This is a genomic window from Lapillicoccus sp. (genome assembly GCF_025353065.1).
Lineage (GTDB): Bacteria > Actinomycetota > Actinomycetes > Actinomycetales > Dermatophilaceae > Lapillicoccus.
On sequence record NZ_JANXRJ010000202.1, the window covers coordinates 12,165 to 26,665 of the forward strand.

The 14,501-nt window shown below is 71.2% G+C and carries 15 protein-coding genes; 6 read left to right on the plus strand and 9 right to left on the minus strand.

The window, feature by feature from the left end:
* Positions 1-158: 158 nt before the first annotated feature.
* The 3 genes from Q0R63_RS15560 to Q0R63_RS15570 form a co-directional block, all read right to left on the minus strand.
* Positions 159-380 carry a hypothetical protein gene (locus Q0R63_RS15560; RefSeq protein WP_295699157.1) on the minus strand — a complete coding sequence of 74 codons (222 nt, stop codon included), beginning with the start codon at positions 378-380 and terminating at the stop codon, positions 159-161.
* A 120-nt stretch (positions 381-500) separates the two neighbouring features.
* Complete coding sequence (locus Q0R63_RS15565) at positions 501-713, minus strand: hypothetical protein (RefSeq protein ID WP_295699160.1); 213 nt, start codon at positions 711-713, stop codon at positions 501-503.
* A gap of 68 nt (positions 714-781) precedes the next feature.
* Complete coding sequence (locus Q0R63_RS15570) at positions 782-1,801, minus strand: hypothetical protein (protein WP_295699163.1); 1,020 nt, start codon at positions 1,799-1,801, stop codon at positions 782-784.
* 134 nt (positions 1,802-1,935) lie between these two features.
* On the opposite strand from Q0R63_RS15570, the gene Q0R63_RS15575 reads away from it, so the two are divergent.
* Positions 1,936-2,463 (plus strand): peptidylprolyl isomerase, encoded by a 528-nt coding sequence (locus Q0R63_RS15575; protein ID WP_295699164.1) that lies wholly within the window; start codon positions 1,936-1,938, stop codon positions 2,461-2,463.
* A 182-nt stretch (positions 2,464-2,645) separates the two neighbouring features.
* Positions 2,646-3,533, plus strand: a complete 888-nt coding sequence (locus tag Q0R63_RS15580; protein ID WP_295699166.1) for a rhomboid family intramembrane serine protease — start codon at positions 2,646-2,648, stop codon at positions 3,531-3,533.
* A 100-nt stretch (positions 3,534-3,633) separates the two neighbouring features.
* On the opposite strand, the gene Q0R63_RS15585 is transcribed toward Q0R63_RS15580, so the two are convergent.
* Complete coding sequence (locus tag Q0R63_RS15585; protein WP_295699168.1) at positions 3,634-3,882, minus strand: cell division protein CrgA; 249 nt, start codon at positions 3,880-3,882, stop codon at positions 3,634-3,636.
* 167 nt (positions 3,883-4,049) lie between these two features.
* Here Q0R63_RS15585 and Q0R63_RS15590 point away from each other — a divergent pair, with 167 nt between their 5' ends.
* Genes Q0R63_RS15590 through Q0R63_RS15605 form a run of 4 tightly spaced genes read left to right on the plus strand, consistent with a single transcriptional unit; the run spans position 4,050 to position 6,466 of the window.
* The gene (locus Q0R63_RS15590; RefSeq protein WP_295699170.1) at positions 4,050-4,844 is read left to right on the plus strand and encodes a DUF881 domain-containing protein; all 795 of its coding nucleotides are present in this window, start codon (positions 4,050-4,052) and stop codon (positions 4,842-4,844) included.
* Positions 4,841-5,569 carry a class E sortase gene (locus Q0R63_RS15595; RefSeq protein ID WP_295699172.1) on the plus strand — a complete coding sequence of 243 codons (729 nt, stop codon included), beginning with the start codon at positions 4,841-4,843 and terminating at the stop codon, positions 5,567-5,569. Before Q0R63_RS15590 ends, Q0R63_RS15595 begins: the two co-directional genes overlap by 4 nt.
* Positions 5,570-5,573: 4 nt before the next feature.
* Positions 5,574-5,801 (plus strand): hypothetical protein, encoded by a 228-nt coding sequence (locus tag Q0R63_RS15600; RefSeq protein WP_295699175.1) that lies wholly within the window; start codon positions 5,574-5,576, stop codon positions 5,799-5,801.
* Positions 5,798-6,466: an aminodeoxychorismate/anthranilate synthase component II gene (locus tag Q0R63_RS15605; RefSeq protein ID WP_295699177.1), complete on the plus strand. Its 669-nt coding sequence runs from the start codon at positions 5,798-5,800 to the stop codon at positions 6,464-6,466. Before Q0R63_RS15600 ends, Q0R63_RS15605 begins: the two co-directional genes overlap by 4 nt.
* A gap of 28 nt (positions 6,467-6,494) precedes the next feature.
* On the opposite strand, the gene Q0R63_RS15610 is transcribed toward Q0R63_RS15605, so the two are convergent.
* From Q0R63_RS15610 to Q0R63_RS15630, 5 genes are all read right to left on the minus strand, one after another.
* Complete coding sequence (locus Q0R63_RS15610) at positions 6,495-8,504, minus strand: PASTA domain-containing protein (protein ID WP_295699178.1); 2,010 nt, start codon at positions 8,502-8,504, stop codon at positions 6,495-6,497.
* Between the two features lie 119 nt (positions 8,505-8,623).
* Positions 8,624-10,210 carry a serine/threonine-protein kinase gene (locus Q0R63_RS15615; RefSeq protein ID WP_295699179.1) on the minus strand — a complete coding sequence of 529 codons (1,587 nt, stop codon included), beginning with the start codon at positions 10,208-10,210 and terminating at the stop codon, positions 8,624-8,626.
* 19 nt (positions 10,211-10,229) lie between these two features.
* Positions 10,230-11,213, minus strand: a complete 984-nt coding sequence (locus Q0R63_RS15620) for a penicillin-binding transpeptidase domain-containing protein (protein WP_366521148.1) — start codon at positions 11,211-11,213, stop codon at positions 10,230-10,232.
* 472 nt (positions 11,214-11,685) lie between these two features.
* Entirely contained in the window at positions 11,686-13,086 is a 1,401-nt protein-coding gene (locus tag Q0R63_RS15625; RefSeq protein ID WP_295699180.1) for an FtsW/RodA/SpoVE family cell cycle protein, read from the minus strand.
* Entirely contained in the window at positions 13,083-14,498 is a 1,416-nt protein-coding gene (locus Q0R63_RS15630; RefSeq protein WP_295699181.1) for a protein phosphatase 2C domain-containing protein, read from the minus strand. The genes Q0R63_RS15625 and Q0R63_RS15630 overlap by 4 nt, the downstream gene beginning before the upstream one ends.
* Between the last annotated feature and the right edge of the window lie 3 nt (positions 14,499-14,501).

Below are 14,501 nucleotides of genomic sequence, written 5' to 3' on the forward strand. Positions count from 1 at the left end.
CGGACGACATTGCGGTTGGGTGGGGGTCGTGACCGGCGCCGGGCCGGTCAGTCAGACATACAGAAGGAACCGTCAGGGGCGGCATACCGGGGCAATCTGGTTCAGCGCTGGTCCCTCTGTATGTTTGGCGGCGCAGGTGGAGCTCACGCCGTGGTTCTTCATTCGATCCGGGGCCGGCCGACCCAGGCGCTCCAGGCCACCGCGCCGAACATGATGGTCCCCGGCAGGATCCCTGCGACGACACCGATCGTCGGCGGGCCGGTGCCGGCCAGTGCCAGGACGAGGCCGACCACGCCGCACAGGGCGATCGGCACGCCGAACCACGCGAAGATCGGCTCCTTGAAGATCGGCGCGAACACGATGAAGTGGATGCCGAGCACGATCGCGACCCACGGCAGACCCAGGTCGGGCTTTCCGGCGAGCGTCGTCAGCAGGCGCGACCCGACGACGATGGCGACGACCTCGGCGATGACGGTCCAGCCGTATGCCCGGAGCTGGCTTCATGAGGGCGCAATGCCACGCCCGATCACCCGGGCGCGCAGCACGAGGGCGACGACGCCGACGAAGGGCAGGACGCCGAGCACCCGCAGCAGGAGCGGCCAGGCGTCGGGCAGCGGCCCGGCGTTGACGAGGTAGAAGGCCAACCCCCCGACGCAGCCGATCAACGACCCGATCTTCGCCCCGCTGAGGGGTCTGGTCCGTGTCTCGCTCATCGCCGCATCCTCACACGGAAGCGGCCCCGGCGCCGAAGCATCGAGGCCGCCTGGCCAGGATCAAACCGTCAGCTGGTCGCGTCGTCGGCCTTCGTCTTGGCGGCGTCCACGGCGTCGGAGGCCGCGTCCTTCGCGTGCTCGACGGCGTCAGAGGCCGGGCCCTTGGCGTCCGAGACAGCGTCCTTGGCGTCGTCGGCCTTGTCCTTCGCCGCGTCCACCGCGTCGCCCGCCGCGTCCTTGGCGTCGTCGGCCTTATCCTTCGCCGCGTCGACCACGTCCGAGGCTTTGTCCTTGACGCTGTCGAGAAGGCCGGACGCCTTGTCCTTGGCGGAGTCCGCCGCGTCACCCGCGGGCTTGGTGAACGACGATCCCCGGCCGCTCGAGGGCGCGGTGTAGGAGGCCTCCGAGAGCGGAGCCGCCCACGGGTCGTCCTTGGGCTTGCGGTTCAGCAGCACGGCCACGGCCGCACCGATTGCGCCGATGACCCCGACGATGAGGAGCACCCGGCCCGGGCGGCGCTTGCGCTTGGCCACCGAGTCGCCTTTGAGGACCGAGAGGGCCTGGGGGGCCCGCCCACCGAGCTCGGCGGCCTGGTCCTTGACGTCGCTGGCGTGGTCGACGAGGTCGCTCGCCTGGTCGCGGGCGGCCTGGGAGGCGGCGACGACCGTCGAGACGGCGGCCGACAGCTTGGGCAGCCAGTCGTCGACGATGTGGTCGCGGGTCGCGTCGACCCGGGGGGCGATGCCGTCGACGGCGCCCTGGACCTTGGGCGCCGCGAGGTCGATGGCGTGCTCCACGTAGGGCTGGGCCTTGTCGCGGGCGCTCTCCACGTAGGGCTGCGCCCGGTCGATCGCCGTCTCGACGCGGGGGCCGGCCCAGTCCGCTGCCGCCTGCGCCCGCTTCTTGGCCTCCGGACCGTAGGTGCGCGCCGCATCGGCCGCAGCAGAAGCCGCGTGCTCAGCGCGCTCCTTCGCCGCCGGGCCATAGGTCTTGGCGGCGTCCACGGCGGCGTCGGCGGCCGGGCTCACCTTGTCGCGCAGGGCGCTCAGCCTGTCTGCTGCGGTTGGCTCGTTCTTCGTGCGGAACACGGTCATCTCCTCAGTCGTCGACCTACTCCGGTCTCAACTACCCATCCTGCACCGTTTCAGCACCCGAATGCACACCGGGGCCGCTTCCACGGCCGCCGTGCGTCGTGACAGGCCGTCGTGACAGGATCGTCACCATGAAGGCCACACTGCACACGAACCACGGCGACATCGCCGTCACCCTGTTCCCCAACGAGGCGCCCAAGACGGTCGAGAACTTCGTCGGTCTCGCCACGGGTCAGAAGGACTACAAGGACGACGCCGGCCGCACCAACCCCACGCCGTTCTTCGACGGCCTCGTCTTCCACCGGATCATCGAGGGCTTCATGGTCCAGGGCGGCGACCCCCTCGGCAAGGGAATGGGCGGCCCGGGCTTCAAGTTCGACGACGAGCCTCACCCCGACAAGACGTTCACCAAGCCCTACCTCCTCGCTATGGCCAACGCCGGTAAGCAGGGCGGCAAGGGCACCAACGGGTCCCAGTTCTTCATCACCGTCTCCACGCCCACCTACCTCCAGGGCAAGCACACGATCTTCGGCGAGGTCGCCGACGCCCCGAGCCGCGAGGTCGTCGACAAGATCGCCGCGGTCCCGACCGACCGTGACGACCGCCCGCTCGACGACGTGGTCATCGAGCGCGTGACGATCCACAAGGACGACGCCTGACCGCGGTTCCTTCTCACTTCGGCTCCGTCCCGTATGCCGTGTCGGCACCACTCAAGCGGTGGTGCCGAACACGGCATACATACCGCTGACGTGGCCCTCGGGCACCGCGGGTCGAGGCCGGACGTTGATCGGACGAACCGAACGACTGGCGAACTGCCCGTGATGAGAGACTTCACCCTGCGATGACCGAACCCCCGACGACCCAGCAGGTGCCCACTTGTCCGCGCCACCCGGACCGCGAGTCCTACGTGCGCTGCCAGCGGTGCAACCGCCCCACCTGCCCCGACTGCCAGCGGCCGGCCGCGGTCGGCATCCAGTGCGTCGACTGCGTCAAGGAGCAGTCGCGTGGTGACCGCTCGACCGTCACGACCTTCGGTGGACGGGCGAGCAACCCGGGCGTGGCGACCAAGGTGCTCATCGGCATCTGCGTCGTCGTCTTCGTCGGCCAGCTCGTGCGGCCGTCGCTCACCACCGACCTCGAGTTCGCGCCGGTGGTCGGCTGGAGCGAGCCGTGGCGGGTCCTCACCGCGGCCTTCCTGCACAGCCCCGGCAACTTCCTGCACATCGCGTTCAACATGCTCTGCCTCTGGCAGATCGGCCCCTACCTCGAGCAGCTGCTCGGCCGCGCTCGCTTCGTCGCGCTCTACCTCATCAGCGCGATCGGCGGCTCGGCCGGGGTCGTCCTCCTCGCAGCCGCCCCGCCGGCCTTCCTCACGAATGCCCAGGTCGACGCCTACCAGTCGTGGTTCACGGGCGTGGTCGGCGCGTCGGGCGCGGTCTTCGGGCTCTTCGGGGCGCTCCTGGTGCTCAACCGACACCTCGGGCGGTCCACGGCGGGCATCGGCGTCACGATCGTCCTCAACGGCGTGCTCGGCTTCGTCATCCCCGGCATCGCCTGGCAGGCCCACCTCGGCGGCTTCCTCACCGGCGTCGCCTGCGCCGGGGCCGTCGCCCTGCTCAACACCCCGCAGCGGCGCCGTTATGTCTGGCCCGCCCTCGCCGGGGTGCTCGTGGTCGTGGTCGGGCTGATGGTCGTGAAGTACGCCGGGGTGCCGGTCGACCTTCGCTGATCCGAGTCGCTCCAGAAGGTCAGACTTACACGGCTGTCATTCATCCCCAGGCTGGGGACAAACCTGTGGACAAACGTGGGCAGGCCGGCGCAGAACTGGCTCAGCGCCAGCGCATCGCCATCCCGAAGCCGCCGATCAGCAGTGCGAAGCCCGCGACGAGGTTGTAATAGCCGAACTTCGCCACCGGCCAGGCGCCCTGCGAGATGTAGAAGGTCACGATCCAGGCCAGCCCCAGCAGCAGCAGGGTGACGAAGACGGGCACCCACCACTCGGGGTTGGGCCCCTCCTTGGCCTTCACGGGGGCGACGAAGGTCGACTTCGGCTTCGATCGGCCTTTGGACTCGGGCACGGGACCTGCTCCTCGTTGACGTGTCGCTCGATGGTCGGGTCTGTCGTCGCACGGGACCCATCTGTGACCGTTTGCGGGAGACCGAGGGCAGGCGACTGGGCTTAGCGTAGTTCCACCGCCTGACATCGTCCCACCGCCAGCACCAGCCGAACCGAGAGCCGACCCGTATGCCGCCCGCCACCGCCCCGGAGGACCCCCCCTCCGGCGCGGGCCACCGCCTCGGGCGGGCGTTCTACGTTCAGCGCCCCACCGCCTGGTCGCTCGTCGTCCCCGTCGTCGCTGTCGTCGCCGGGCTGCTCTTCGCGACCAGCTTCCAGACCGCCCGCGGCACCGACCTGCGCTCGGCGGGCCAGGACCTGCCGGGTCTCATCCGCGCCGAGAACCGTCAGGTGCAGACCAAGGTCGAGCACCTGCGGCAGCTGCAGGTGCAGGTCGACGGGCTGACGGCCGCAGCCGCCCCGGGCTCCTCCGAGGTCAGCGCGCTCACCGACGCGGCCGGGGCGCTCGCCGCGCCCGTCGGCACCGCCGCGGTCCACGGCCCCACCGTGACGGTCACGCTCGACGACGCCCATCGCAGCGCCGACTCGCTGCCCAAGCCTTACGGTCCCGACGACATCGTCGTGCACCAGCAGGACGTCCAGGGTGTCGTCAACGCGCTCTGGGCCGGCGGCGCCGAGGCGATGATGATCCAGGACCAGCGGGTGATCGCGACCTCCGCCGTGCGCTGCGTCGGCAACACCCTCATCCTCCAGGGCCGGGTCTACTCCCCGCCCTACGTCATCTCCGCCATCGGTCCCACCGGCGACATGGGGGCCGCGCTCAACGCCGACCCGCAGGTGAAGATCTATCGCGAGTGGGTCGACGCCGTCGGTCTGACCTACGACGTGAGGGTGGCCGGGGATGCCCGCTTCCCGGCATACGCTGGCCCGGTGAGCCAGGCGACCGCGGTGGTGAGCCGGTGAGGACGCTCCGGGGGGCCATGGGTGTCGTCGGCGAGCTGTTCATCACCGCGGGGGTGCTGCTCATCCTCTTCGTGGTGTGGCAGTTGGGCTATGTCGCGGTCGTCGAGGGCCACGCGCAGTCCAACACCGTCTCCGCCCTCGAGAAGGACTTCGGCGGCGGTGCGGCCCACCCGTCCGTCGGCGGCGGCGCGGCAGCGACCCAGCACACGGGGCAGCCGCCGATCACGACCGCCGACCTCGCCTACGGCCACGCGTGGGGGATCCTGCGCATCCCGCGGCTCGGGGCCGACTGGTCCAAGCCGATCTACGAGGGTGTCGGCCTCGACGTCCTCGCCAACGGTCTGGGGCACTACCAGGGCACCAACCTGCCCGGCGAGGTCGGCAACATCGCCATCGCCGGTCACCGCGCCGGGCACGGCAACCCGCTCATCGACATCGACGCCATTAAGGACGGCGACCTGATGGTGATCGAGACCCGCGAGGCCTACTTCGTCTACAAGGTCGATCGCCACGAGATCGTCGAGCCGACCGACATCGCCGTCATCGCCCCGGTGCCCGAGAAGCCCGGCGACGTGCCGACCGAGCGCCACTTCACCCTCACCTCGTGCAACCCGCGCTACGGCTCGACGCACCGCTACATCGTCTTCTCGACCTTCGTCGAGAAGATCCCCCACGTCCAGGGCCTGCCCGCGTCGGTCACCGCCGACCCCTCGAAGGCGGCCTGACCCCGTGTATGCCGCCCTCTGGCGGGTGCTGCCCGGCAACCGCTGGGCCAAGAGCGCCGAGGCGCTCGTGCTCTTCCTCGTCGTCGTCGCGGTCCTCTTCGTCTGGGTCTTCCCACTCGTCACGCCCTATCTGCCGTTCGAGAACGTCACCGTCCAGCCGTCGTCGAGCCCGGCCACGACGGCGGTCCCGACCACTCCGAACGCCACCCCCTCGACCCGAGCCACCCCATGAGGGATCCCACGACCACCCGCATCCTCGTCGTCGACAACTACGACAGCTTCGTCTTCACCATCGTCGGCTACCTCCAGCAGCTCGGCGCCGAGTGCGAGGTCGTGCGCAACGACGCGATCTCCCCGGCCGACGGCGCCGACTTCGACGGGGTCCTGATCTCCCCCGGCCCGGGCACCCCCGAGGAGGCCGGCGTCTCGATGGCGATGATCGAGGCGTGCGCCGAGCGACGCCAGCCGATGCTCGGGGTCTGCCTCGGCCACCAGGCGCTCGGCGTCGTCATGGGCGCGACCGTCGGGCGGGCACCGGAGCTGCTCCACGGCAAGACCTCGCTCGTCCACCACGACGACACCGGGGTGCTCCACGGGCTGCCGACGCCGTTCCCCGCCACGCGTTACCACTCGCTCACCATCGACCCGGCCACCCGTCCCGAGACGCTCGTGACGACCGGACACACCGATACGGGCATCATCATGGCCGTCCGCCACACCGAGCTGCCCCTGCACGGGGTCCAGTTCCACCCGGAGAGCGTGCTCACCCAGGGCGGCCACCGGATCCTCGCCAACTGGCTGCTCACCTGCGGTCTGTCCGACGCCGTCCTGAGGTCGGTCGGCCTCAGCCCGCTGGTGCACGACGCGGCAGCCGTGGCCCGGCTCGTCGCCGGCTAGGTCAAGCTGCTCCCGGAGCCGAGCCCCGTCAGCCGACGGGCCTGGTCCGCCCGCTCGTGGTCGTCCCCGTGGGGGTCGTCGGTGTCGTCGTCGGTGTCGTGGGCGGAGCGGTGACGGTCGTCGTGACCGTCGTCGTCTGGGTGGTGGGCAGCGGCGCGCGGGCGATCGTCAGCGTGACCTTGGTGCCCGAGGCGACGATGGTCCCGGAGGCCGGGTCCTGCTTCAGCACCGTGCCGACGAGGGCGGTGGCGTCGTCGACGGCGACGATCTGGCTGGTCAGGCCGTTCTGGGTCAGGGTCGCCTGCGCGACCGAGAAGTTCTTCGTCGTCACGTCGGGCACGGGCAGCTTGCCGCTGGAGATGCGCAGCGTCACCGGGGTGTTCTTGCGGATGACCGTCCCGTATGCCGGGTCGGTGCTGATGACCTTGTCCTTGGGCTGGGCCGGGTTGTCGACGAGGTCGACGAGGTCGACGGTGATGCCGTCGGTGGCGAGGGCCGCCGTCGCGGCGGCCTGGCTGAGCCCCGAGACGTCGGGCACGGTCACCTGACCCGGCCCGCTCGAGACGTCGAGGAACACGGTGGACCCCTGGGCCGCGGTCGCGGCGCCGTCCGGTGTCTGCTTCACGACCTGCCCCGCCGGCGCGGAGTCGTTGGTGACGTTGGTGACGTCGACGACGAACTTCTGGCCCACGAGGGTCGCCCGGGCCGCGTCGACCATCGAGCCGACGACCCGGGGCACCGCCACCTCCGTCGGCCCCTGGGCCTGAGTGAACAGCGCCCGGCCGGCGATGGCGACGAGGACGAGGGCGGCGACGACCGCCAGGAGGATCAGCGCGGATGCCGGCCCGCGCCGCCGTCGGCCGGTCCCCTCGGGCGTCCCGCCGGCCGGCACACTGCCGGGGTCGGGTCGTGCGTCCGGGTCGTCCGGGTCGTCCGGGCCCCCGCCGTCCGCGCCGAACCCGCCACCTTCGCCGTCCGGCCCGACCCCACCGGCGCCCATCCCGCCGGCCGACACCGCGCCACCCTCGAGGGTCGTGGCGGCACCTGCGGCACCTGCGCCACCTGCGCCACCTGCGCCACCTGCGGCACCTGCGGCACCTGCGGCACCGAAGAGCGTCGTCACCCCCGTCGCGGACGCCAGGGCAGCAGCGGCCGTGCCGGCGGCCTCGGCGCTGAGCGGCCGGCCGGTGCGCGCGGCCGCGACGTCGGCGCGGAACTGCACCGCGCTCTGGTAGCGGCGGTCGCGGTCCTTGACCAGGGCGTGGAGGGTGACCGTGTCGAAGGAGGCGGGGATGCCCTCCTCGAAGATCGACGGTGGCTGCGGCTGCTGACCGACGTGCTGGTAGGCCACCGAGACGGGCGAGTCGCCGATGAAGGGCGCCCGACCGGCGAGCAGCTCGAAGAGCAGGCACCCGGTGGAGTAGAGGTCGGAGCGGGCGTCGACCGGCTGGCCCTGCGCCTGCTCGGGGGAGAGGTACTGCGCCGTCCCGATGACGGCCTGGGTCTGGGTCATCGTGGAGGAGCTGTCGGACACCGCCCGGGCGATGCCGAAGTCACAGACCTTGACCTCGCCCTTGGTCGTCACCATCACGTTGCCGGGCTTGATGTCGCGGTGGACGATCCCCATCCGGTGGCTGTAGTCCAGCGCCGACAGGACCCCCTCGGTGAGCCGGGCCGCCTCGTCCGGCGAGACCGTCTGCTCCCGGGTGAGCCGCTCGCGCAACGTCTCCCCCTCGACCACCTCCATCACGATGTAGGGCAGGGGGACCGCCCCGCCGCGCAGGTCGGTCGTCGAGTCCTCGCCGGAGTCGTAGATCGCGACGATCGACGGGTGGTTGAGCCCGGCAGCCGACTGGGCCTCGCGACGGAAGCGGCCGAGGAAGGTGCTGTCCCGCGCCAGGTCGGCGCGCAGCACCTTGATCGCGACCGGACGACCGAGCCGCGTGTCGACGCCGCGATAGACCTCGGCCATGCCGCCGTGGCCGAGGAGCCCGACGACCTCGTAGCGCCCGCCGAGGAGGGGGGGAGTCGTGGTCATCGGCTCTCTCCTCTCGTGCTCGTGGGTCGGTGGGTGGTCAGGTGGGTGGTCAGGTGGGTGGTGAGGTGGGTGGTGGCTGGCAGGGTGGGGATCTTGGGACAGGGTGGGTGACGCTCCCGTCAGCCAGGCGTCGTCGCGCTGGTGCCGGTCGTCGGAGTCCCGCTCGTCGCCGGCGTGGTGGGCGTCGGTGGAGTGGTGGTGGTCGAGGGTGCGGGCTTGGCGTAGGTGATGACGATCAGCGTCCCGTAGGGCTGGTTGCCGTTCGGGTCGACGGCCAGCACGCTGCCGGGGGTGACGTCGCTCTGGGACGGGATCGTCTTGAGGTTTGAGAAGCCGAGCTTGTTGAGCGCGGCGGAGACGTCGGCGTAGTTGCGGCCGATGTAGGTGTTCGGGTCGATGACCGCCGCCGTCGGCGGGGGCGTCACCGACGTGGACGACGTGGACGTCGTGGACGACGTGCTGCTCGTGCTCGTCGTCGAGGGTGTCGAGGGTGTCGAGGGTGACGGGGTCGAGGTGACGGCAGGGCCGGTGATCGTGATGGTCTGACCTGGCGTGGGCGTGGCCGTCCCGGAGTTCTTGGCGTACTGGTAGGCGAGGAACCCGATGGCGGCGAGGGCGATGACGACGGGCACCGCCCACCACCAGGCCGCCTTCGACTTCTTCTCCTCGACCTGGCGCAGGTCGCTGCGCCGGGTGATCGGCTCGTCCCGCAGCCCGAGGTCCGGCTCGGCGAAGAGATCGGGGGACGGCGGGCCGGGGGGCCGGGAGGGCAGGACGGTGGTGGCGCTGGGCGGCGCCGACGTGGGGATGGCGGCCGGCACGATGATCGCGGTCGCCGACGGGTCGGTGTGCCCGGTGTGGATCACGCTGGTCGCCGGGTCGACATCGGCGAGCCCGCTGACCGGCATACCGAGGGCGGCGGCGAGCGCCGCGGCCGACTCCGGACGCCGGGCCGGGTCCTTGTCGAGGCAGCTCATCACGAGGCGGCGCAGGTCGGCGGGCACCGTGTCGGGCAGCGGCGGCGGCGGGTCGTTGACCTGGGAGAGCGCCGTCGCGACGGCGGATCCGCCGTCGAAGGGCTTGGTGCCCGTGAGCATCTCGTGGGCGACGATGCCGAGGGCGTAGAGGTCGCTGGACCCGGTCGCCGCCCGGCCGACCGCCTGCTCGGGCGAGAGGTAGTGCGGGGTGCCGAGCACCTCGCCGGTCCGGGTGTAGCTGGCGCTCTCACCGGCGCTCGCGATGCCGAAGTCGGTGAGCTTGACCCGGCCGTCGGAGGTGATGAGGATGTTGGCCGGCTTGACGTCGCGGTGGACGACGCCCTGCGCGTGCGCGGCGGCGAGCGCGAGAGCCGCCTGGCCGACGATCGAGCGCACCCGGTCGGGGGCGAACGGACCACGAGCGATCAGCTCGGACAACGGTTGTCCGTCGACGAGCTCCATCACGAGGTAGGCGGCGCCGTCGTCCTCGCCGTAGTCGTAGACCGTCGCGATGTTGGGGTGGCTGAGGGAGGCCGTATGCCGCGCCTCGTCCCGGAAGCGGTCGGCGAACGCGGGCTCCTCGGCGGCGTGGGGGCGCATCACCTTCACGGCGACGACCCGACCGAGGACCGAGTCGCGCGCTTTCCAGACCTCACCCATCCCCCCGACCGCGATGCGCTCGGTGAGGGTGTAGCGCGACCCGAGGGTCAGGCCTTCGACTGGGTTCATTGACTGAGCACCGCTTCGTTCATTGACTGAGCACCGCTTCCATGACTGCCTTGGCGATGGGGCCTCCGAGCAGCCCACCCGCCGCTTCGTTCCCGGCGTTGCCGCCGTCCTCGACGACGACCGCGACCGCGACCTTGGGGTCGTTCGCGGGCGCGAACGAGGTGAACCAGGCATGCGGCGGCTTGCCGTTGCCCTGTTGTGCCGTCCCCGTCTTCCCCGCGACCTGGACACCGTTGATGCGGGCCGGCTTGCCGGTGCCGTTGTCGACGACCGAGACGAGCATCCGGGTGAGGATCGACGCGGTGTCGTTGGACACCGCGACCGACAGCTGCTCCGGCGCGGTGGTGTCGATGGTGCTGAGGTCGGCCCCGAGGACGCTCTGGACGAGGTAGGGCTTCATCACGACGCCGTGGTTGGCGATCGCGGCCGAGACCATCGCCACCTGCAACGGCGTGACCCGCACCTCGTACTGGCCGATCGCCGACTGCGCCGACTGCGGCGCGTTGAGGCCGGCGGGGATGGTGCTCGGCTCGACGCGGGTGGGGATGCGCAGGGTCTCGCCGAAGCCGAACTTGGCGGCCTGCTCGCGCAGGCGGTCGCCGCCGAGCTGGAGGCCGAGGTAGCCCATCGCGCTGTTGCAGGAGATCTCGAGGGCGTGCTGGAGGGTCGTCGCGCCGTTGGGGCCGCACGGCTGCCGGTCGTAGTTCGGCAGACCGATGCTGGTCTGCGGGAGGGCGAGCACCGCCGGGGCCGGGATCTGGGTCTGCTCGGTGACGACCTTGTCCTCGAGCGCCGCCGACGCGGTGACGATCTTGAAGACCGACCCGGGCGGATAGAGGTTGCCTGAGATCGCCCGGTTGACAGCGGGATCCGTCGTGTCGGCGATCAGTGACGTCCACGCCGCACCGACCTTCGTCTGGTCGTGGGCCGACAGCGTGTTGGGGTCGTACTGCGGGTGGGAGACCATCGCGAGGATCGCCCCGGTCTTGGGGTCGAGGGCCACGACCGCGCCGCGCTGGTTGCCGAGGGCCTGGTCGGCGGCGGCCTGGGCCTTGGCGTTGATGGTGAGCTTGAGGCTCGCGCCGGTCTGCTGCTTGCCGGTGAGCAGGTCGGTGATCCGGCGGTAGAAGAGGGTGTCGGAGGACCCGGAGAGCAGCGGGTCGTCGGACCCCTCGAGGCCGCACCGGCGCCGTAGGTGTAGGAGAAGTAGCCGGTCACGTGGGAGTAGAGCAGCGCCTGGGGATAGGTGCGGAGGTACTTGATCTCGTCGTTGGCCGTGGCCACGGACCGGGCGATCGGGGTGTCGCCGACGATGATGCTGCCGCGGTCCCGGGAGTAGTTGTCCAGTAGGGTGCGGCGGTTGTCCGGCCGGGCGTTGAGCGACGGCGCCTGGACGAACTGGATGATCGTCGTCGAGACGAGCAACGAGGCGAAGAGCAGCGCGATCAGCCGGGAGATCCGGCGCACAGGGGTGTTCATCGCAGGACCACCACCTCGGTGTCGGTGGCGATCGCCTCGGGAAGGTCGGGGGTGCGGGCGTCGTCCTCCTCGGGCAGCGGTCGGCGGGCCTGGTCCGAGATGCGGAGCAGCAGGGCCATCAGGGTCCAGTTGGCGAGGAGCGCGGAGCCGCCGAGCGACATGAACGGCGTCGTCAGACCCGTGAGCGGGATGACCCGGGTGACCCCGCCGATGACCACGAAGACCTGCAGCGCGACCGAGAAGGACAGGCCGAGGGCGAGGAGCTTGCCGAAGCCGTCGCGGACGCCCAGCGCGGTCCGCAGGCCGCGCTCGACGAAGAGGGCGTAGAGGGCCAACAGCGCGAACACCCCGAAGAGGCCGAGCTCCTCGCCGAGGCTGGGGAAGATGAAGTCGCTGTCGGCGAAGGCGACGAGCCACGGGCGCCCCTGTCCCAGGCCGGTCCCGAACAGGCCGCCGGCCGCCATCCCCATCAGGCCCTTCGCCAGCTGGTCGGACTGACGCAGCGACTCCGCCGAGAAGGGGTCGATCCAGAACTGCACCCGCTGCTGCACGTGGCCGAAGAGCCGGTAGGCGAGATAGCTGCCGCCCGCGAAGAGCACCAGCCCGATGGCGATCCAGCTCACCCGCTCGGTGGCGACGTAGAGCATCCCCACGAAGAGGCCGAAGAACAGCAGCGAGGAGCCGAGGTCCTTCTCGAAGACGAGGACCGCGATGCTCACCAGCCAGGCGATGAGGATCGGGCCGAGGTCGCGGCCGCGCGGGAAGGTGAAGCCGAGCACCTTGCGGCCGGCCAGCGACAGCACGTCGCGGCTCTGGACGAGGTATCCGGCGAAGAAGATCGTGAGCGCGAGCTTGGCGATCTCGCCCGGCTGGAAGGAGAGCGGGCCGAGCCGGATCCAGATCCGCGACCCGAGCACCGTGGTGCCGATGACCGGCAGCAGCGGCAGCAGCAGCAGGACGAGACCGGCCGCCATCGCGGTGAAGGTCTTGCGGCGCAGGATGCGGTGGTCCTTGACGACCAAGATCACGACGGCGGCGACGACGACGGAGAGGGCGGTCCAGACCAGCTGGCGGGCGGCGTCGCTGTTGAGGCCGGTATGCCCCTGGGAGAGGTCGATGCGGTGGATCATCACCAGCCCGAAACCGTTGAGCAGAGTCGCGATCGGGAGCATCACCGGGTCGGCGTAGGACGCCTTCCAGCGCAGCACGAGGTGGAACGCGACGGTCAGCCCGAGCAGCCCACCCCCGACGGTGAGGAGCTGGGCGGGCACGGTCTCGCGGACCCCGAGGTCGACGCTCACCCAGGCGAGGAGCACGATGCCCACCGCGAGGATGAGCAGCACGAGCTCGACGTTGCGGCGCGTCTTGGGGATCACCGTCCGGACCGTGGTCGTCATGGCGTCGAGCCCGTCGTCAGGCGGATCGACGGCGCCGTCGTCGCCGGCCGGGCCGCGGTGCCCGCCGTCCTGCCCGTGGTCGTCGGTGTCCCCGTGGCGGCGGGTGACGCGGTCGCGGCCGGAAGGCTGCCGCAGGCCGCGCCGGTCGCCGCCTGGAGACGGCAGCTGATGGCCAGCATCCGCAGGGCCTCGATGCGGGTCGTGGCCTCGGCGGCGTCACCGACGACGATCCGCCCGTTGACGAGGTCCTGGTACTGGACCGGCAGCGCGGCGATCTCCACGTCGGACCGCGCTTCGACGTGGGAGAGACGGATCGGTCCGATGTCCTCCGTCACGCCGCGGTAGGTCGCGACGTAGCCGCCGGCCGGACCGAGGAAGAGCTGGCGCTGCGACCAGCTCCACCCGGCATACGCGGCTCCGGCGAGGACGACGACCGCGACCACGGCGACCACGACCGCGCGGCCCCGGGCCATGGCGTGGCTGTCGGCCTCGGCGAGCTCGATCGCCGTGATCTCCTCCTCGTCGTCGTCCTCAGCGGGTGCCGACTTGGCGCGGGTCTCACGGGTGAGCTGAGCGGCCTTCTCGGCCGGGCTGATCGGCAGGCCGCGGGTGCGTCGGCCCTCCCGATCGCGCACCGCGGCGGCGCCGACGATCTGAGGCACCGTCGGGGGTGCTTCGGAGGTGTTGAGGTCGACGACGTCGGCGATGACAACGGTGACGTTGTCGCGGGCGCTGGCGCGCAGGGCCACCTCGATGCACCGGTCGGCGGCCGCCTCGGCCGTGACTGCCTCGGTGAGGATCTCCTGAATGACGTCCGAGCGGACGAAGTCGGAGAGCCCGTCGGAACAGAGCAGGTAGCGGTCGCCGGGCTTGAGCTCGCGGATCGACAGGTCGGGCTCGTCCTCGACCTGGCCGGTCATCACCCGGGTCACGAGGGAGCGCTGCGGATGGTCGTCGGCCTCCGCCCGGGTGATCCGCTGCTCGTCCACGAGCTGCTGGACGAAGGAGTGGTCCTTGGTGATCTGGCTGAAGACGCCGTCCCGCAGGAGGTAGGCCCGGGAGTCGCCGATGTGGGCCATCGCGAGCTTGTTGCCGGTGCGGAGCATGGCAATCGTGGTCGACCCCATGCCGGCGAGGGCGGGGTCGTCGCGCATCGCGGCGCTCAGGCGCCGGTTGGCCTCGCGGATGGATCGCTCGAGGGTTGGCAGCGCGGTGTCGGCGCCGATGCTCTCGCCGTCGAGGGGAGCCAGCTCACCGACGATCATCGAGCTCGCGACGTCGCCCGCGGCGTGCCCACCCATGCCGTCGGCGAGCACGAGGAGGTGCGGGCCGGCGTACCCGGAGTCCTCGTTGCGTGACTTCGGGCCGAGCCCGAGGTCGGAGCGCGCGGCATAGCGCAGGGCGATGGGCACGGG